Here is a 20,366-nt window from a genome sequence, read left to right on the forward strand (position 1 = left end):
GGGACTGTCTGAACAGACAGCCCCTTTGCTCTTAGCGGAGAACTCTTTCTGTTCCCTTTTCTTCTAGCTCTTTCAATAATTCTACTGGATTTTCAAATTTGCTTAATAAAATCATAGCAGCAATTACATATGGTTTATAGCTTGCTTCTTTGTAAAGAGGTACACGATAACGATCAAATACAGATGCGTCAACTTCACCTTCTTCACAGCTTACGCCAGTGATATCAGCTGGTAAGCAATGTAAGTATAATGCTTTACCGTCTTTTGTAAGACTCATCATTTCTTCTGTGCAAGCCCAATCTTTATGTTGTGCATTTTGTTCTAATAAACGACCTTCTAATTCTTTAATGCCTGCTGTGTCGCCTTTACCATATAGGTCAGTTCTTTCTTCCATTGCTGCGAAAGGTGCCCAGGATTTTGGATATACGATATCAGCATCTTTGAAAGCTTCTTTCATGTCGTTTGTACGTTTGAAAGATCCGCCACTAGCTTGTGCTTGTTTTTTAGCAACTTCTTCAACTTCTGGCATTACTTCATATCCTTCTGGATGCGCTAATACAACTTCCATGCCTAAACGAGTGAATAAACCGATAGCACCTTGTGGTACGGAAAGAGGTTTACCATAGGATGGGGAGTATGCCCAAGTCATAGCCACTTTTTTACCTTTTAAGTTTTCAAGTCCACCAAATTCGTTGATAAGGTGAGCAGTATCAGCCATCAATTGTGTTGGATGGTCGATATCACATTGTAAGTTTACCAATGTAGGACGTTGTTCTAAAACGCCGTCTTTATGACCTTCTTCTACTGCATCAGCTACTGCATGCATGTATGCATTACCTTTGCCGATGTACATGTCATCACGGATACCGATGATGTCAGCCATGAAGGAGATCATGTTAGCTGTTTCACGTACAGTTTCGCCATGAGCGATTTGAGATTTTCCTTCATCTAAATCTTGTACTTCTAAACCTAATAAGTTACAAGCAGATGCGAAGGAAAAACGAGTACGAGTGGAGTTATCACGGAATAAGGAGATGCCAAGTCCACTGTCAAATACTTTTGTAGAGATATTGCGCTCACGTAATGCGCGTAAAGCATCAGCTACTGCCCAAACTGCTTGCAATTCATCGTCTGTTTTTTCCCAAGTTAAGAAAAAGTCATTATTGTACATATTTTTTGTATCTAATTTAGCAAGAGCGTCTACACATTTTTTGAAATCTGTCATTTTTTGTACCTCATTTATAATTTATAACTTTATAAAACTGACACTATTATTTGCAGTAGTTTGTAGGCAAGATAGCATATACTGCTGCACATGTTACAAGGTCTTGTTTCCATGTGATTTCGTTAGGAGCATGTGCTTGTGCTTCTGCGCCAGGACCAAAGCCGATACAAGGGATACCATTACGTCCCATGATGGATACGCCATTTGTAGAGAATGTCCATTTATCAGTCAATGGGCGAGCTTTACGTTCTGCCAATGTAACTTCAGCACCGATACGTTCTGTGCCAAATAAGGAGATGTAAGATTCTTCTAACGCTTTTGTTACTTTATGATCTTTAGGAATTACCCATGTTGGGAAGTAGCATTCGATTGGATATGTTAATCCAGTCCAAGATGGACGAGCATATTCGTACATAGATACTTTCGCACCGTATTTTTGTACAGCTGGTAAGTCTTCAATTTCTTTTAAGCAACTTTGCCATGTTTCACCTGCTGTCATACGACGGTCAAGAGATACTGCGCAAGAGTCTGCTACGGCACAACGGCTAGGGGATGTGTAGAAAATTTGAGAAGTAGTTACTGTACCACGGCCTAAGAAACGAGCTTCTTCATAATGATCAGGGTTGAATTTAGGGTCCAACATTTTTTCTAAGCCACGAACACGTGTGCTTTCAGTAGAGTTATTTGCATTTAATGCACGAACATCTTGTAAAATATCGGCCATTTTGTAGATGGCATTGTCACCGCGATCTGGTGCAGAACCATGGCAAGATACGCCTTCTACATCGATACGGATTTCCATACGACCACGTTGACCACGATAGATACCGCCATCAGTTGGTTCTGTGGATACTACGAATTCTGGACGAATACCACGTTCTTTAATAATGTATTCCCAGCACAATCCGTCGCAATCTTCTTCTTGTACTGTACCAACTACTAATACACGATATTTATCATTCAATAAACCTAAGTCTTTCATGATTTTTGCACCGTATACTGCAGATACGATACCACCTAATTGGTCAGATACACCACGGCCACCGATTTCAGTATCGCTTTCAAATCCCTCATATGGATCAAAGTTCCAGTTATCACGGTTACCGATACCTACTGTATCAATATGTCCGTCAAAAGCAATCAATGTTTTACCAGTTCCCATATAGCCAAGAATGTTACCCATAGGATCCACTTCTACTTCATCGAATCCTAAGTCTTTCATTTCTTTTTCAATACGGCGAACGTGTTGTTCTTCTTCCGCACTTTCACCAGGGAATGCGACGATTTCTCTTAAAAATTTTGTCATCGCTGGTTCATAGGCTTTTGCTGCTTCTTTTACTGCTTGTAAATCCATACCTTTTTCCTCCTTAAATACACATATACGTATACGTTAAAGTTAAAATTAACTGTATATGACTACTTGGTTATACTAAAATTTTCCTTGCCATACGATTTCTTGATATCGTGTTGGATCTGTGTCCCCCTCTGTAGAGAAGCAAAGAACTTTAGAATCTTTTGTAAGGCCTAAGTCTTCACGTAAATCTTTATATTCATCCATTGTCATAGCGGCTGCTACTAAACCAAATGGTACGGCACCAGATTCACCAGATGTAATGCTAGCATCACCTTTAATAGGAGCTGCACTCATGCGCATACCCAAGGATGCTACCCAGTCTGGAGCGGATACGAATACGTCCACATGATTTTTTAAGATGTCCCAAGAGATTGTATTTGGTTCACCGCAAGCTAATCCTGCCATGATAGTTTGTAAATCACCACCAACAATGCGTAAGTCTCCATCACCTGCTTTAGCACCTTTGTATAAGCAATCTGCAGCAGATGCTTCTACCACAACAATTTTTGGTTTTACAGGAGCATCTTTGTAGCGGTTCACTACATAACCAGTCACAGCACCTGCTAAGGAACCTACACCGGCTTGAACGATAACATGTGTTGGTACATCTACACCTGCTTTTTCTAATTGCTCAGTAGCTTCTAATGCCATTGTGCCATAGCCTTGCATGATCCATGCTGGAATTTCTTCATAGCCATCCCACGCTGTATCTTGAATAACAACGCCATGGTTTACTTTTTTAGATTCTGCTGTAGCTAAGCGTACACAATCATCGTAGTTCATTTCTTCAATCGTAACTGTTGCACCTTCTGCTGCAATATTTTGTTTACGAGTTTCTGTAGAACCCTTTGGCATGAATACTACAGATTTTTGACCTAATTTATTCGCCGCCCAAGCGACGCCACGACCATGATTGCCATCGGTTGCTGTGAAGAATGTAGCTTGACCAAATTCATCACGTAATTCTTTAGATGTTAATACAGCGTATGGTAACTCGGATACTTCTTTACCTAATTCTTGTGCCACGAATTTAGCAATCGCATAGGATCCCCCTAATACTTTGAAAGCATTTAATCCAAAACGATAGGATTCATCTTTAATGAACAGTCTGTTCAATCCTAAATATTCTGCCATACGTGGTAATTCAGTTAATGGTGTTTCTTCATATTGTGGGAAACTTTTATGAAATTCCCTTACACCTTCACTTGATTTCACACTCATAATATGCGTATTTAGATCTTCAGACCCAGGCATATTATTTTTCACCCATTGAATCCGTTCCATGTAATTCCTCCTCTTCTTTCACCTGATTTAGGTCATTATATAAAGTAAATTTGGAAACATTAAAATACTCTGAAATTTTGTCAGATGCTTTTGAAATCAAAAAAGCGCCTTGACAATATAAATATCGTATTGCTTCCAGACGCTCATTTTTATTCATCAAATGTGCTGGCCGCCCTACTACTTTTTCAGCTTGAGATAACATATCGCTCAACAAATCGCTAACAGATGTAACAATTCGTTCACCTTTTGTTTCCCATGCGCGATTACTGGATGTAATAATTCGATCTAACGAGTTTTGTAATGTAATAAAATCAGTAATATCATAGTTAATACACAATAAATACTGTAATTTATCATTATCATCACGTATATACATCGTCGTCGATCGAAGAACTCTTCCATCTTTGGTTCGTGTGAGATAAGCTTGTTTACCCTGACACTGACCATCGTCATTTCGTATCGCATCTAGTACTGCATGCGAGGCGCCATCACCTACATTTCGGTTAGAAATATCTCCGTGCTCAATATACACAATAGAACTCTCTAATGTTTCTATTTGCACGTCGTGAATCAACACTTCACATGAAGCTCCAAATTGTGTCGCAATACCATGCGCAATTACCTTTAATTGTTCTAATTTCATAATTGTCTCCTAACTATTATTTAGGCTATCTAACAATTTATTAGGTATGCCCTTATTATAGCACCATCAATTCTATAATTCAATACTTTTTCTAAATATTTTTCAGGTTTTCTAATTTTTTGTTAGGTGATATTTTTCACAGCCCATTCATAAAAAAAGATAGAGGTAGGTCGAATTAACACTCAACCTACCTCTATATTATATACAAGTCCTATTCTTAATAAGGCACTTCTGTTTTACGAGCTACACCAGTTTTGATTGCTGTTTCAGCCACTGCTTTTGCTACTGCTAATGGAACACGTTTGTCGAATGCATTCGCTACTACGTAGTCTTCTGCTAATTCTTCATCTGTTACAAGAGCTGCTAGCGCCTCAGCGGCTGCCAATTTCATTTCATCATTAATTTCACGTGCTTGTACATCGATGGCTCCACGGAAGATGCCAGGGAATACATTCACATTATTGATTTGGTTAGGCGCATCACTACGACCTGTACCCATAACACGTACGCCAGCTGCTTTCGCTTCTTCGTACATAACTTCTGGAACTGGGTTAGCCATAGCAAATACAATAGCATCATCCGCTAAGCTTTCCAAAATTTCTTTTGTGAAAGCACCTGCTGCAGATACACCTAACAATACGTCAGCGCCTTTTGCAATCTCTGCTAAGTTGCCAGTTTTTGTTTCTTGACCCAATGTTTTGATCAACTCAGCTTGTAAAGAATCAAGACGTTTGTAGTCTTTGTTCAATACACCGGAGCTTACCATTAATGTAATGTTACGAGCGCCTGCTAAGTATAATAGACGAGCAATATTAGCACCCGCTGCACCAGCACCATTTACAACGATTTTAACTTTGGATAAATCTTTTTTCACAAAGCGAAGGGCTGCTTTTACACCTGCTAAACAAGCGATAGCTGTACCATGTTGATCATCATGGAATACAGGGATTTCTAACTCTTTTTTCAAGCGATTTTCGATTTCGTAGCATTTAGGAGAAGAAATATCTTCTAAGTTAATGCCAGCAAAGTTTTTTTGCACTAATTTTACAGTATTAATTAACACGTCTGGATCTTTTGTATCAATCACCAAAGGAATGCAATCTACATTACCAAAGCGTTTAAACAATAGGGATTTACCTTCCATAACTGGAATCGCAGCAGCTGCTCCGATATCACCTAAACCCAATACGCGAGTACCGTCAGATACAACGGCTACCATATTAGAACGACACGTTAAGTCGAAGGATTTGTCTTCATCTTCTTTGATATGAAGGCATGGCTCTGCTACACCTGGAGTGTATGCTACCGTTAAATCATGAGCATCTTTTAATTCGTATTTTGTGCCAGTTTGCAAGAAACCTTTTAGTTCCAAGCGTTTTTCAATTGCCTCTTGTTTTACGTCCATGGGAAAACCTCCTAGATTTTCAATGATGGTAAGTTTCTACCGTAAAAGATTTCAGCCATCTCTTGTTTGAGTTGTTGGTTGATTTGTTTGCGCTCTTTTAGCGTCAAATCTTCTTCGGTAATACCAAACAAATAATTATTAATGTCGTACTCTTTCAGCATCATTTTGGTATGGAAAATATTTTCTTGATACACATTCACATCGAGCATATTGTAAAGATTACGAGTTCTAGAATTGATGTAATTTTGGATGGAGTTCATGCGGTGATCCATGAATAATTTTTTACCATGAATATCGCGAGTGAATCCACGCACTCTGTAATCTAGGCTAATGATATCGGAATCAAAGCTATCGATAAGATAGTTCAATGCGTTAAGCGGAGAAATTTGACCACATGTGGACACGTCGATATCTGCACGGAATGTACTGACTCCATTGTCTGGATGACTTTCAGGGTAGGTATGAACCGTCAAATGAGATTTATCGAGATGCATCACCACATCATCTTTATCTACTTTATCAACAGGTTCTTCCGAAATCAGAATGGTTACGCTTGCCCCTTGTGGATCATAATCTTGCTTTGCCACATTCAGCACATTGGCTCCGATAATATGTGAAACCTCTGTTAAAATATCAGTCAGGCGCTGTGCATTGTAAACTTCGTCAATGTATTCAATATATTGGCGTTTTTCTTCTTCTGTACGCGTATAACAAATATCATAAATATTAAAACTCAAGGTTTTTGTTAAATTATTAAACCCATAGAGTTTCATTTTATTTGATTTTACAGATGTATCCATAACTTAATATCTGCCTTCCTTATAATACCTACCATTATTATATCGAATTAAATCCATATATTCAAGACTTTCGATATAAAATTTTCATTTTTTTATTAATTACTTAATTATAGTGTGTCGCAATTGCTCCACCAATGCCCGTAGCGCCTTACCTCGATGGCTAATAGCTTGCTTTTGTTCCATAGAAATATTGGCCATCGTCGTTTTTAATTTCGGAATGTAAAAGTATGGATCATAACCGAATCCACCTTTTCCCATTGGGCTTAACTGAATAAGTCCTTCACAAGTGCCTGTTGCTCGAACGCATTGTCCATCCGGTGTAGCCCATACAAGAGCACATTGATAGCGTGCTGTTCTATCACTTGGAGTAACATCCACCAATTCCGCTACTAATCGCCGATTATTATCTTCATCACTGCGATGCAGTCCTGCATAACGCGCAGAATATACACCTGGTGCACCGCCTAAGGCATCTACTTCTAAGCCCGAATCATCTGCCACACATGGGAGACCGCAAGCCTCTGCATAGTATAAAGCCTTCAGTTCTGCATTTTCCATAAAGGTAGTGCCAATTTCTTCTGGTTCATCAATATCTACAACATCATCTATAGTACGCACTTCAAAGCCTAGTTCTTCAAAGGCTGCCGTAAACTCTCGAATTTTCCCTTTATTCCGGGTGGCTAATACCACTGCTTTCGGTGCATTTTCGTGACCCACCATATGGCCAATTTCACCTAATGCTTCACGTTGAGCTTGCATCAATTGCTGTGTGCCATCTTCACCCAAATCTAGCAGGCTATTCAACTCTTCTCTCGTGAAAGTCCCATGTTCACCTGTTCCTTGCACTTCTACTAATTGGCCTTTACCGGTACAAACCACATTCATATCCACAATGGCTGCACTATCTTCTTCATAGCACAAGTCTAGCATAGGGCCATCTTCACCGATGCCCATGGAAATAGCTGCTAAATAGTCCGTTACAGGGAATTTACCATATCCATCATAGATAGAATAGATAGCGTCTACTAAGGCCACAAAAGCCCCTGTAATCGAGGCCGTACGAGTGCCACCATCAGCTTGTAGTACATCACAGTCTACCGTAATCGATACTTCGCCTAAAGCTTCTAAGTCTACAACAGCTCGCAAGGCACGACCAATCAAACGTTGGATTTCCACGGTGCGACCTGTCTGTTTACCTTTGGCTGCCTCTCTAGGTACACGAGTATGTGTAGCTCGTGGTAACAAGGAATATTCTGCTGTCACCCAGCCTGTACCAGTGCCTTTCAAAAAGCGGGGAACGCGATCCTCAACGCTAGCCGTACAAAGCACTTTTGTATTGCCACATTCAATTAGTACAGATCCCTCTGCGTAGGCTGTGTAATGCCTAGTGATTTTCACAGGGCGTATTTCTTTTAAACCACGACCATCAATTCGCATCGTCATTCCTCATTTCCCTCTAACATCGGATTATACATACCTCTTATTATACACAATCTTAGTACTGATTGGCAATTTGTGTATGCCTTTGACTGAGGGTTCTTTGAGTCGTTCATGAGTAGGCGTTTTGGTGTGAATCTCCGAAATGGCAGGATGCGGTGCACTCCCTCAGAAACGGTACTACGTAATGTTTCTTCGGAAGTACACCGCATCCTGCTTAGCGTTAGTGTGAATTTTTCAAAAGCGCCTACTCACATTGTCCTACCATGATATGTATATATCAGTCAAAGGCAAACATCTATGTTGAATCTGTCTATAAGATTGTGTATCCTCATCGTTATGTGAGGGGGATCCTCAAAGTGGGAGGGGAACGAGAACTTTGTCTATCCTTTTGCCGATAGATTATAAAGCTGAGCTATATGATGGATGTCCCAGTCTGTTGATAGCTCCTTTATCTCCTACTGAGTATATGTATGATTCTAGCTAGAACTATACAAAATGACACGGTACATTTAGAGGTGCTTGTATTCTATGAGGAAGTAAGTATAAGGAAAGGATATTTGTACACAAAAATGCGACATACCTAGTACAAACTATATAATACGGTTTGTGCCTCGTTATGTCGCATTTGCTTTGCATGATTTGATACCAAAACTCGTAGCATAGAGTTTAGGTACGTTTATAATGTTTGAACCTTACACTCTCAACATAGAGTTTAGGAATGCTTGTGTTCTTGGGTTTTGTGGATTCCCGAAAACCTTTTCTGGGGTTCCTTCTTCTTGTATTTTACCGTCTGCCATGAAGATGACTCTGTCTGCTACTTCACGGGCGAATGCCATTTCATGGGTGACGATGATCATGGTCATATCTTCTTCGGCTAGTTCTTTGATGGTCCGCAATACTTCACTGGTAAACTCTGGGTCCAAGGCAGAAGTAGGTTCATCGAAGAGCATAATTTCTGGTTTCATCGCTAATGCTCTAGCAATAGCGACCCGTTGCTTTTGTCCCCCTGACAAGGTGCTAGGGTATACGTCTCGTTTATCCCAAAGACCTACTTTTTCTAGCAAGGACTGAGCCATAGGTAATATATCTACATCTTTCATTCCTTTCACCATACGAGGTGCCACCATAATATTTTCTAGGACGGTCATGTGTGGAAATAGGTTAAAGGATTGGAATACCATCCCCATTTTCAGCAAGATTTGTTGCTGTTCTTCTTTCTCAGCATAGACCGCTGCGCCAGTGTTCGCTGGCGTGTCCACCAAGATCGCCCCATCGACGATGATAGTCCCTTTTTGAATGGTTTCTAGTTGTCCTAAGCAACGAAGAAAGGTGGATTTGCCCGATCCAGAGGGACCGATGATGGACACCACTTCGCCACGTTCCATGGATAGTGACACGTCTTGCAAGACCGCCACCGAGCCAAAGCTCTTTTCAATATGTAACATGTCTATGAAAGCCATGGTTTCCTCCTAATCTTCGTAAATCGCCATACGGCGTTCTAAATATTGATACAGTTTCGTCAGTACAAATGTCATAGCCAAGTAGAATACCCCAGCTACAATAAAAGCTGTAATATCGAAATCACGTTGTACAATGCTACGAGTGATTCGCAAAATATCATTCATAGCCAATACATACACCAAGGATGTATCTTTCAGCAATGTAATCGTTTCATTCGCCAATGGTGGCAATACACGTTTGATGACCTGTGGCAAAATGATTTTGTACATCGTCTGCACATAAGTAAAGCCTAATACCTTCGCCCCTTCATATTGTCCTTTTGGAATCGATTGGATACCACTGCGGAAAATTTCACATAAGTAGGCGATGTAATTCAACACGAAGGACAGCACCGCCGCCGTCATATCGGTCAACTCAAAGCCATCAATCATAAATGGCAAGCCGTAATAGATGAGCAAAATTTGTAGCATTAACGGTGTGCCACGCATTACGTACACGTAAGCATCCACGATGGTCGTTACCACTCGATTTGTGCTCAATCGGAGCAGTGCCAAGAGCAATCCACCTGGCACTGACAAGATGATGACGATGAAGAACAAGGACAAGGTCACTTGGAATCCGCCAGCAATGGCCGGAACCATCTGTAAAATATATTCCAATACGTCCATGTTTATTTATACTCCTCTTTCGTCAAGATAGATGTGTCGCCAAACCATTTTTGCGCCAATTTGTCAGCCGTACCATCATTCATCACTTCTTGTAAGGCAGCGTCAATTTTAGCTTTCAACGCTTCATCTTCTTTGCGCATACCTACGCCTGCTTTTTCAGTGGCAAAGGAACCATTTGCTACGGTGAACACATTATTACCTTTTTTGCCGATTAAATAACGGCCTACCATTTCATCTACCACGATCGCATCGATACGGCCTAATTCTAGATCCATGAAAGCATTCACATAATCGCCATATTCTTTGATTTCTTTAAAGTTTTTAGATTGTGGATCATTTTTTACTGCTTCTAAACCAGTAGAACCTGATTGAACTCCTACTCGTTTGCCATCGAGTTGGGCCTTGTCAGCAATACCAGCATCCGATTTCACAGCAATGATTTGGTCCCCACGAAGATATGGTTTAGAGAACAAAATATTGCGCTCCCGTTCCTTCGTAATGGTTAAACCATTCCACAACACATCAATGCGTTTAGATTTTAGTTCTGCTTCCTTGCTATCCCAATCGATGGATTTAAATTCCACTTCAGAACCAATACGCTTAGCTACCTCTTTTGCCAAATCGATATCAAAACCTACGAGTTCACCTTTTTCATCTTTAAATCCCATAGGAGGGAAGTTATCATCTAGACCAATGACAATTTTCTTAGGTACCTCAGTATTCGCCTGCTTCGTAGATGTCCCACAACCTGCCACTAACCCCACAATTACCAATGCACTAGCTGCTGCTAATACTGTTTTAGAACATGTTTGTAACCAATTCATAGTACTTTCTCCTCTCTACAGATATGTAATCTCTATTTCATGATTACATTATACTTTAGTTAATTAAAGTTGTAAAGAAGTAAATAATAAAATTTTTATCATATGTTATTAAAGTAATTTATACTGACAACGTCCCTCCAATATCTAACTATCAAAACAAAAAGCGATATAGTAAGTTATGTACTCACTATATCGCTGATTTTCTCTTTACCTATATATTATATCAAGCCATGTGCTTTGCCTATTTCATTTATTTCTTTTAACGTTAAGTTAGTAATCTTAGCAATCATCTGCATGGATATATTTTCTCGAAGCATTTGAACGACAACTTCAGTCTTCGCTTTAGCCTTACCTAGATTTTCACCTTCTACTAACCCTTCTGCCCGACCTTCAGCCACGCCTTCTTTCCAATATGTATAATGATCCATTGATAGCATTGAATATTCCTCCCTCCAAGTCTCACAATGTTTTGCTTCATCTACGGCACTTTCAATTTCTCGTAGTAACTCATCCGATGCAGCATGACCGTCCACATAATCTAAGAACCGTTGCAACGGCTTCGAAATATCATCCATTTTACCCTTGGTACTTAAAAACAATTTTGTAGCCCCATCGTTCAACAGAATATCATGTTCTTCCATACAAACATTTTTGAATGTGTATTTATGACGATTTCCAGTAAACACAGGGAATGTACAAATAAAAATAATATACGAATCATTTAATGTCATGTACTTCTGCCCTTTTTGTAAATGATACATATCCAAAATACTTTGGTAAAAGCGTGTGCGCTTTACCAGTTCTTCCATATCCTTGCTGGTTTGCATCTCGATATTGAATACAGTTCCACTGTCGTCATTCACATAGACATCTAAACGAATACTTTTCGTTTCCAAGCTTACATCCAGAGTTTTCTCCTCTTGAATGTAAACGATATCCTTGATAGAAATATCCAGCAACCGTTCCAATACTGCCTTACAAATGGATTTCTTTAGCATGACCTTTTGAAAGATAAAATTGTCCTGAATGGTCAGTTCATCGAATGATTTAATACGCATATAACGCCTCACTTTCATTCTTACCAAAATTATACCACAATTACGTGCTAGGTCGGTAGATACACCTCCAGCATATAGTTGCACTTCTCCTTGAATCTTATCCTTCCTCTAAAATTTCCTAACAGTGAATATTTTCAAAAAAACAAATAAAAAGAACCACCTAGCACCTTGCCAAGTGGTTTTTTTATAATCCTATTCAAGTATTTTTATATCGATTCAGTGCCTCTAAAACTTTCATTTTATCTTGATGGCTCAGAAACTGTAAGCTAATGGACACGATATATATACCGCCTGTTTCTGTTTGCACATACAAGGTTTTCCAGTCCTCCCCGAATCCCATGATGCCTTGATAATGAACAAAGGTCAAATATAAGTCTGGTGCAAAAAAACGTTCAATTCGTTCTTTTACTAATATAGGCGTTCGTTTTAGAATGAGCCCTTCTGTAGCAATATAAATCTCCACATCGTCTTGCTGGTACATACGAAGTAAGGCGTAGCCAGCAACCATCACAAGGAGGATGAACCACATATTCATCCCTGACTCTAGCTCTCGATAGAGGAGTACACTGCGATAGATGCCCCATACTGCAATGGCTGCATATAACAGCTGAAAGCCCCATACCATAACCGTAGAATTATGTATTTCACCTTGAATCGTTCCACAAGGAAACATGTTCTCTAATTCTTCACGTTTCATAGGTCCTCCAAATATACAGCTTGAAAAATAGTTATGTTTATTTCCTAATACATTAGTTTCTACATAAATCTGCAATATCTAGTCTTGTTTATTTTCTAAGCTATAATTGATTCTTAAGATTGGTCTTTTTGACTCCTCTTCTCGTGCTTGCTCTAGCTCTTCTGCTTGCCGCTTCTCATAGGCTTTCGCCTTAGTATCACGATCTGTTAGTTTTTTTACCAGTTCCCAGATTGTCTTGCCGCTATCAGACTCACTAAAATGAAAACTATAATCATTGATTCGACGTCCTACCACCACATTAGATTCTGGTTTATAGAGCAATGAATCTTTCACCATTATTAATCCGCCATTAAAATACAGCACATAATGTACAACTTCTTGACGATCTTCGTTTGTATCAAGTCTAGCTATCCAAGCATCAGCTGTGTCCAATTCTTCATTATAGGAAACTGTATTCACATCAAGTTTTAAGAGTAAACCATCATTAGAAAATACTGTCTGCCAACGTGGATCGTTAAAGTCTTTTCCACTCACTGTATGGAAAAATCCTAGAAACAATACCATTCCTAATACTATGCATTTTTTCATCTTATCCCCCGCATTTTATATCTCCTACAACACGATACCAAAAAGATGTAATGAAACGCCACGAGAGCATCTCATTACATCTTCATCATTACTTACGTCGTAGGCCCATAGCTTCTTCTACACGAGCTAATGTTACATTTGCCACAGCAGCTGCTTTTTCAGCACCTTCTGTCAAAATCGTATCTAGCTCTGGGCTGTCAATTAATTCTGCATACCGTTCATGGATTGGTGTCATCGCACCTACTAATAAGTCTGCAATATCACCTTTGAAAGTTCCATAGTTTTTGCCAGCATACATAGTTTCAATGGCCTCGAAGGAATCTCCTGTTAAAGCATTGTAAATGCCCATCAAGTTGGAAATGCCTGGCTGTTTTTCTTTATCGTAGCGCACGACCCCTTCAGAGTCAGTAGCCGCTTTTTTAATCTTTTTCACCACTACATCTGGCGTATCCAACAAGCGGATGGTAGCCCAATTGTTATCATCGGACTTACTCATTTTCTTCGTTGGATCTTGCAAGGACATAACACGAGCCCCACCAACTGTGGTTTTAATTTCCGGCATAGCGAATACTTCACCGTATTTGAAATTGAAACGTTGCGCCAAATCACGAGTTAACTCGATATGTTGACGTTGGTCGTCCCCTACAGGCACATAGTTGGTTTGGTATAACAAAATGTCCGCCGCCATCAATGGTGGGTATGTCAACAAACCGGCCGGGATCGTTTCCCCTTGTTTTGCCGATTTATCTTTGTACTGCGTCATACGCTCTAATTCACCGATGGAGCTCAAGGTTGTTAAAATCCAACCTAACTGCGCATGGGCAGGCACTTCGGATTGCACAAATAAAGTTACTTTATTAGGATCCAAGCCTACTGCCAAATATAAGGCAGCAAGGCTTCGAGTGTTGTGAATTAAGTCCTTTGGATCTTGTGGTACTGTGATGGCATGTTGGTTCACGATACAGTAAAAACAATCATGGTCATCTTGGAATGTCAAGAAGTTGCGAAGAGCTCCAAGGTAATTACCAATGGTCAACTCACCGCTAGGTTGTATTCCGGAAAATATAACAGACATAGTATCTCCTATTCTACGGTTACAGATTTCGCCAAGTTTCTTGGTTTATCTACATCAGCACCGCGAGTGATAGCTGCATAATAGGACAACAATTGCAATGGTACAACGGCTAAGATAGGCACTGTGAAAGCGTCAGTTTTTGGCACGAAGATAGTATGGTCCACATATTTCGCCAACTCTTCGTCACCTTTCATACCCACACCGATTACGATAGCATCACGAGCTTTTACTTCTTTGATATTGCTCATCATTTTTTCACGTACCGATTCTTGTGTTGCCAAAGCGATGACAGGAATGCCTTCTTCAATCAATGCCAAAGTACCGTGTTTCAGTTCACCACCTGCATAAGCCTCTGCATGGATGTAAGAAATTTCTTTCAATTTCAAAGACCCTTCCATAGCTACGGCATAGTCGATTAAACGACCTAAGAAGAAGGCATCTTCTTTATAACCATAATGGTTAGCAAAGGCTTTGATTTCGTCTACGTTTTCAAAGATTTCATGCGTCAATGTAGGCAATTCTTGTAAATTTGTCAAAATTTCATGTTTTACCGCTTCATCGATGCGACCATTTAATTGACCTAAGTACACAGCCAATAATAATAGAGCTACTAATTGTGTAGTGTACGCTTTTGTGGAGGCTACGGCGATTTCAGGACCTGCCCACGTGTAGATTACTTGATCCGCTTCACGAGATACGGCGGAGCCTACTACGTTGGTGATACCCAAGGATTTAGCGCCTAAGCGTTTTGCTTCTTTCAAGGCAGATAAGGTATCGCTAGTTTCACCAGATTGGCTGATAACGATGCATAAGGTATCTTCATCCGTTAATGGTGTACGGTAACGATATTCAGAAGCGATGTCTACCTCTACTGGAATACGCGCCAATTGCTCAATGTAATATTTCGCTACTAAACCTGCATGGTATGCCGTACCACACGCTGTAATCAAGATGCGTTTGATACCTTTCACTGTATCTGGTGTCCAGTTCAATTCATCATAGATAACTTCTGTAGCATCTTTATTGATACGTCCGCTCAAGGTATCACGAATCGCTTTTGGTTGTTCGTAAATTTCTTTTAACATGAAATGTTCGTAGCCGCCTTTTTCAGCCGCTTCTGCATTCCATGTAATATGGTAAATATCTTTTTGTACTGGTTGGCCAGCTCGGTCAGTGATTGTCACGCTATCTGGTGTCACAATAACAACTTCGTTGTCGTTAATGATGTATGTTTCACGAGTGCGTTGAATAATAGCTGGGATATCAGAGGCGATGAAGTTTTCACCTTTTCCTAAGCCCACTACCAATGGATTATCTTTTTTCGTAGCAATGATTTTATTTGGCTCATCGGCGCAAACCATCACCAAAGAATAGGACCCTTCGATGCGTTCTAACATGCGACGAACGGTACTTTCAAAATTGCCATCGTACATATCGCTCAATAAGTGAGCTACTACTTCTGTATCTGTTTCAGATGTAAATTCAACACCTTTAGCCAACAATTCTTCTTTCAATGGCATGTAGTTTTCGATGATACCATTGTGCACTACGGCAAATTTTCCATCTGTACTTGTATGTGGGTGTGCATTCATATCGCTTGGACGACCATGAGTTGCCCAACGAGTATGACCGATGCCGATATGGCCTTGGTTAGGATCTGCTTTCACTACAGCTTCCAAATTCGCCAAACGACCCATTTTCTTTTGCACTTTAATCACATTGTTTTCGCCCACTACGGCAATCCCTGCAGAATCATATCCGCGGTATTCTAATTTCTCTAAACCTTCCAGCATAAAATCTGCTGCATTTTCAAATCCAATATATCCTACGATACCACACATGGTATGTACCTCCTTGATTAATTCATTGCTATTGCTTCTGAAAGTAGCCTTTGTGCACCTAGTTACCTTGATGTTTTGCTCTACTTCTACGACTGAAGCTAGCCGAGAGGCATCCGCTGAATTTCGATACTCCTCTACCTCGTCCGCTGTGAAAGCTGTCTCTTTCCAGCGCTTGCGCTATTCGCCTGTACGAATTTGGTTCCTCCTTTGCATCTGTTTCGACAGTTCTGTTGACTATGCCTAGGTATGTTAAAAATAGTCATAATCAGTAGTATTATACTTCATATGAGCAACAACTGTAAAGAAGCAAACACATTTACCCTTAACTATCATAAACGGCATATACTATTGCCATAGTCTACACCTACATAGATGTATCATGAAAACTACAAAGACCCTCTGCTATTGTTATACTATACTGAAAAGTGATTCTACCATTATATAGAGCTACCATAATGTACTATAACAAAATAAAATAGAGAAATGTTGACCAAAACGTATCAACATTTCTCTATTGTTCCATTGTGTTATTATGTTATCTTGCTATTATGCATTTGCCCAGGTAGTCATCACCTCAGTGTTGCAATATAGGTTCACCTATCTCCGTTATATTGTATAAGCACTGAACTTGCGTTCCCATTACACCTCTTCGGCAATCATCCCATCTCGACACAAAAGCCGGTGGTTCCCTACGGCAGCCGCCTCTTCTTCACTATGAGTGACCCACAAGCAAGGGATTCCCCATTCAGAGATAATGTCCACTAAGTCTTGTTGCAATTGCGACCTCAAGTTCACATCTAAGGCAGTAAGCGGTTCGTCTAGGATAAGTAGCACTGGTTTGGAGTACAGTGCTCGTCCTAATGCCACCCGTTGTTGTTCCCCACCAGACAAGCCTTTGGCTTTCTTCTTAAGATGTGGTGTCAATCGCAAACGCTCCACAATATGATCGAACAACTCTGGAGAACCTTGCTTACTATATCGGATATTCTTCTCCACGGTCATATGAGGAAACACAATATTGCCTTGCGGCATATAGCCAATGTGTCGTTCTTGGGTAGGTGTTACTACCTTCTTTCCATCAAACCATACCGCATCATTGGCTGTAATCCTACCTTCTTTAGGCGTTAACAATCCACATAAAGCTTTCAAAAATGTAGATTTTCCACTTCCAGAAGGGCCCATCAATGTAGTAATACCTTCTTGTAATGTACCTTGGGCTTTCACAACAAAAGTACCTCGTTCTATGACGATATCAAAGGAAATCATAGTACCTCCTTACCGATTTGAGAAGAGGGAACCTTTGGTTAGACCTTGAATGGCCCACACAAGCCCCAATGTTAATACACAAATATAAATCACTAATTCAAATGCACCGCTATAATCGCCAAATTCTACGAGAGAATAAATGGCTAATGGCATCGTTCTTGTGACACCTGGAATATTTCCAGCAATCAAAATAGTAGCCCCGAACTCACCCAATCCACGCGCAAAGGAAAGGATGGATCCACTGAGAATTCCTTTCCACGCTAACGGCAAGGAGATGGTCCAAAATACACGAAACTCCGAGGCTCCTAATGTACGGGCTACATCTTCCATATCGCTATCGATAGCGGCTAGCGCTGTTCGAACAGATTGATAAAACAGAGGAAAACTCACCACGGCGGATGCAATAATTGCCCCTAACTTAGAGAAGACCACGCGAATTCCATGCGCCTCTAACCAAGCTCCAAAGGCATTGCCTGGAGAAAATATGATGAGCAACACAAAGCCTAATACCACTGGTGGTAATACCAAGGGCAATGTAAAGAAAGAATCAATTAAAGATTTTCCTGGAAAGGCATAATGTTTCATCACATAGTTCAAACTAAGTCCAAAAATGACATTAATCAAAAGTGCCAGAAAGGCAACTTCGATGGATAGTTGTAAGGCTATCATTTTTGAGCTGGCTCAGCGAAGCCCCATTTGGCTAATACTTCGTTAGCTTCTTTACTTGTTAGGAACGCATAAAAATCTTCAGTTAATTTATTTTGGTTCTTTTTCACCACACCGATAGGGTACTCGATAGGTGCATGTAATTTAGCATCCACTGTAGCAGAAATATCTACTTTATCTTTCAATGCTAAGGCATCAGTTTTATATACGAATCCTACATCAGCTGCGCCTTCCGCAATGTACGCACCTACTGCTTTTACATCTTTCGCAAATACAATATTAGGTTCTACTGCATCCCACAAATTAGCTTTTGTTAAGGATTCTTTTGCATATTTACCAGCTGGCACTGTTTCTACTGTGCCGATAGCTACGCGTTTTGCATTCGTAATATTATCTAATGTCACAGATTCTTTACCTTTTGGTACGATCATTACCAATGTATTCGCTACGAATGGACGAATGTTATCCATTAATCCTTTTTCATTCAATTGATCCATATTCTTTTTGTTCGCAGAAATAAAGATACTAGATGGCGCCCCCTCTTCAATTTGTTGACGCAAAGTGCCAGAACCTGCATAGACAATATTCACTTGTTCAGGTTTTAAGTTATGTTTTTTCACATAGTCTGCTTTTAATTCTTCCAATGCCCCCTGCATACTAGCTGCTGCAGATACAGTGATTGTTTCATTTGTAGATGGTGCTGTAGACGTCGTTGTTCCTTGTTGTCCACCACAGCCAGCTAATGCCAACATACCTGCCATAAATAACCCCATTAACCAATTACGCTTCATAATGATATCCTCCCTAATTTAAATATATACACTTAGAAGCTTACTACATATTCTCATTATACTAGAAAAACAATATTAGGCAAAATGATTTATATTCATGTGGTACAATAGAGATGACAACTATACAACCTAAGGAGGTTATCCACTATGGATTTATTTTTTCACATTATTCTCACCAGCATCGTCCCCATTTTGTTACTTACCCTCATGGGGGTCTTATTAGATCGATGGTTTCACCTCGATTTACGAACTTTGAGCAAATTAAACTTTTACTTATTTTTGCCCGCCTATATTTTGAAATCCTTTTATGTCACTGAGTTAACCCATGAAAGTTTTGAAATTTTTGGCTGCGCTCTCATCATTCTATTTGCTAACTCTGTCTTAGCAGGTATCGTCGCTAAGTGGCAGGGTTATAATTTAGGAAAAACAGAAATCGTCCGCAATGCAGTGATGTTTTCCAACATTGGTAACTTAGGAGTAGCCCTAGGCACTTTCGTCTTTGCCAACGAACCATACATCATCGATGGTGGTACCCCTTATTTACATGATGGGGTCATTGCCATTATCGCTACCTTTATTATCCAAACTGTATTCTGTAACTCCTTGGGATTCTATCAAGCTGGCAAAGGAAAGTTAACCACTGCAGAATCTTTACGTACTATCTTACATATTCCTATTATTTACTGCGTACCTATCTCAATCATTGCTCATTACTACATTCCTATCGATTTCACCCAAACCATTATATGGGGGCCTTTAGATATATTTGGCCGTTGCTTTGTAGGCGCCGCTATGCTGACTCTAGGAGTACAGTTGAATCGAACGCCTTGGAACTTCATCAAAAAAGATGTAATGATTACTTCTTTCTTGCGATTAATCGCAGGACCTGTATTAGCATTAATTGTGGTACTTCCTATCACCATGTACTACACCCCATTAAGTGCTATTGCAGCGCAAAGCATTATCATCGCTTACGCAGTCCCATCTGCAGTAAACACCGCCCTTATGGCAGTGGAAATGAACAACAATCCAGAATTAGCTACGCAAATCGTACTAGCTACTACAGTTCTTTCTTCTTTCACCATGCCACTAGCTATTTTATTGGCCTACTATGTATTTCCGTTATAACGAATATTATGATAAATCAATTCGTCTACGCATGATAAATAGGTTTATTTTTACAGGCACACTACATTAATTTTGTGTAGGTGTGATGTATAAATACCATTTAGATAGATAACCTAGCAGTCTAGATACGTACCCATACACAAGGGCTACTA

General features: G+C 39.9%; 19 protein-coding genes and 1 pseudogene. 1 reads left to right on the top strand and 19 read right to left on the bottom strand.

Translation table 11 applies throughout. From position 1 onward, the window contains the following. Positions 1-31: 31 nt before the first annotated feature. The 19 genes and pseudogenes from ygeW to modA all read right to left on the bottom strand — a co-directional run bounded on the left by ygeW (position 32) and on the right by modA (position 19,086). Entirely contained in the window at positions 32-1,225 is a 1,194-nt protein-coding gene (gene ygeW, locus EO118_RS01605; protein WP_127068318.1) for a knotted carbamoyltransferase YgeW, read from the bottom strand. Positions 1,226-1,271: 46 nt separating this feature from the next. Next, positions 1,272-2,579 carry a YgeY family selenium metabolism-linked hydrolase gene (locus tag EO118_RS01610; protein WP_127068319.1) on the bottom strand — a complete coding sequence of 436 codons (1,308 nt, stop codon included), beginning with the start codon at positions 2,577-2,579 and terminating at the stop codon, positions 1,272-1,274. Positions 2,580-2,654: 75 nt separating this feature from the next. Continuing rightward, positions 2,655-3,863: a diaminopropionate ammonia-lyase gene (gene dpaL, locus EO118_RS01615; RefSeq protein WP_127068320.1), complete on the bottom strand. Its 1,209-nt coding sequence runs from the start codon at positions 3,861-3,863 to the stop codon at positions 2,655-2,657. After that, positions 3,835-4,509, bottom strand: coding sequence for a helix-turn-helix transcriptional regulator (locus EO118_RS01620; RefSeq protein ID WP_127068321.1), 675 nt, complete (start codon positions 4,507-4,509; stop codon positions 3,835-3,837). Before EO118_RS01620 ends, dpaL begins: the two co-directional genes overlap by 29 nt. Before the next feature lie 214 nt (positions 4,510-4,723). Then, positions 4,724-5,911, bottom strand: a complete 1,188-nt coding sequence (locus EO118_RS01625) for an NADP-dependent malic enzyme (RefSeq protein WP_009353334.1) — start codon at positions 5,909-5,911, stop codon at positions 4,724-4,726. Positions 5,912-5,922: 11 nt separating this feature from the next. Beyond that, complete coding sequence (speD, locus tag EO118_RS01630) at positions 5,923-6,711, bottom strand: adenosylmethionine decarboxylase (protein WP_127068322.1); 789 nt, start codon at positions 6,709-6,711, stop codon at positions 5,923-5,925. A gap of 99 nt (positions 6,712-6,810) precedes the next feature. Next, entirely contained in the window at positions 6,811-7,431 is a 621-nt protein-coding gene (locus EO118_RS08740; RefSeq protein WP_231723404.1) for an XTP/dITP diphosphatase, read from the bottom strand. After that, a pseudogene (rph, locus tag EO118_RS08745) lies at positions 7,423-8,148 on the bottom strand (ribonuclease PH); the annotation flags it as partial. The gene EO118_RS08740 and the pseudogene rph, both read right to left, overlap by 9 nt. 695 nt (positions 8,149-8,843) lie before the next feature. Beyond that, positions 8,844-9,611 (bottom strand): amino acid ABC transporter ATP-binding protein, encoded by a 768-nt coding sequence (locus EO118_RS01640; protein ID WP_127068323.1) that lies wholly within the window; start codon positions 9,609-9,611, stop codon positions 8,844-8,846. 9 nt (positions 9,612-9,620) lie between these two features. Next, positions 9,621-10,280: an amino acid ABC transporter permease gene (locus EO118_RS01645; protein ID WP_206168264.1), complete on the bottom strand. Its 660-nt coding sequence runs from the start codon at positions 10,278-10,280 to the stop codon at positions 9,621-9,623. A 2-nt stretch (positions 10,281-10,282) separates the two neighbouring features. Beyond that, a complete protein-coding gene (locus tag EO118_RS01650) occupies positions 10,283-11,104 on the bottom strand; it encodes an amino acid ABC transporter substrate-binding protein (RefSeq protein ID WP_127068324.1) in 822 nt (273 codons plus the stop codon). 218 nt (positions 11,105-11,322) lie between these two features. After that, on the bottom strand, positions 11,323-12,162 hold the full coding sequence (locus EO118_RS01655) for an Rpn family recombination-promoting nuclease/putative transposase (RefSeq protein WP_164726234.1): 840 nt from the start codon (positions 12,160-12,162) through the stop codon (positions 11,323-11,325). Between the two features lie 196 nt (positions 12,163-12,358). Continuing rightward, positions 12,359-12,859 (bottom strand): hypothetical protein, encoded by a 501-nt coding sequence (locus tag EO118_RS01660; protein ID WP_127068326.1) that lies wholly within the window; start codon positions 12,857-12,859, stop codon positions 12,359-12,361. Between the two features lie 78 nt (positions 12,860-12,937). Then, on the bottom strand, positions 12,938-13,423 hold the full coding sequence (locus tag EO118_RS01665) for a hypothetical protein (protein WP_164726235.1): 486 nt from the start codon (positions 13,421-13,423) through the stop codon (positions 12,938-12,940). A gap of 112 nt (positions 13,424-13,535) precedes the next feature. After that, on the bottom strand, positions 13,536-14,522 hold the full coding sequence (gene trpS / locus EO118_RS01670; RefSeq protein WP_127068328.1) for a tryptophan--tRNA ligase: 987 nt from the start codon (positions 14,520-14,522) through the stop codon (positions 13,536-13,538). Between the two features lie 8 nt (positions 14,523-14,530). After that, the gene (gene glmS / locus EO118_RS01675; protein WP_127068329.1) at positions 14,531-16,363 is read right to left on the bottom strand and encodes a glutamine--fructose-6-phosphate transaminase (isomerizing); all 1,833 of its coding nucleotides are present in this window, start codon (positions 16,361-16,363) and stop codon (positions 14,531-14,533) included. 639 nt (positions 16,364-17,002) lie between these two features. Further along, positions 17,003-17,629, bottom strand: a complete 627-nt coding sequence (locus EO118_RS01680) for an ATP-binding cassette domain-containing protein (protein WP_127068330.1) — start codon at positions 17,627-17,629, stop codon at positions 17,003-17,005. A 9-nt stretch (positions 17,630-17,638) separates the two neighbouring features. Continuing rightward, positions 17,639-18,298, bottom strand: a complete 660-nt coding sequence (gene modB / locus EO118_RS01685) for a molybdate ABC transporter permease subunit (RefSeq protein ID WP_127068331.1) — start codon at positions 18,296-18,298, stop codon at positions 17,639-17,641. Continuing rightward, entirely contained in the window at positions 18,295-19,086 is a 792-nt protein-coding gene (gene modA, locus EO118_RS01690; protein ID WP_127068332.1) for a molybdate ABC transporter substrate-binding protein, read from the bottom strand. Before modA ends, modB begins: the two co-directional genes overlap by 4 nt. A 147-nt stretch (positions 19,087-19,233) precedes the next feature. Here modA and EO118_RS01695 point away from each other — a divergent pair, with 147 nt between their 5' ends. Continuing rightward, entirely contained in the window at positions 19,234-20,214 is a 981-nt protein-coding gene (locus EO118_RS01695; protein WP_127068333.1) for an AEC family transporter, read from the top strand. The last annotated feature ends 152 nt before the right edge of the window (positions 20,215-20,366 follow it).

It is taken from the genome of Veillonella sp. 3891 (genome assembly GCF_003992315.1).
In the GTDB taxonomy this organism is placed as follows: domain Bacteria; phylum Bacillota; class Negativicutes; order Veillonellales; family Veillonellaceae; genus F0422.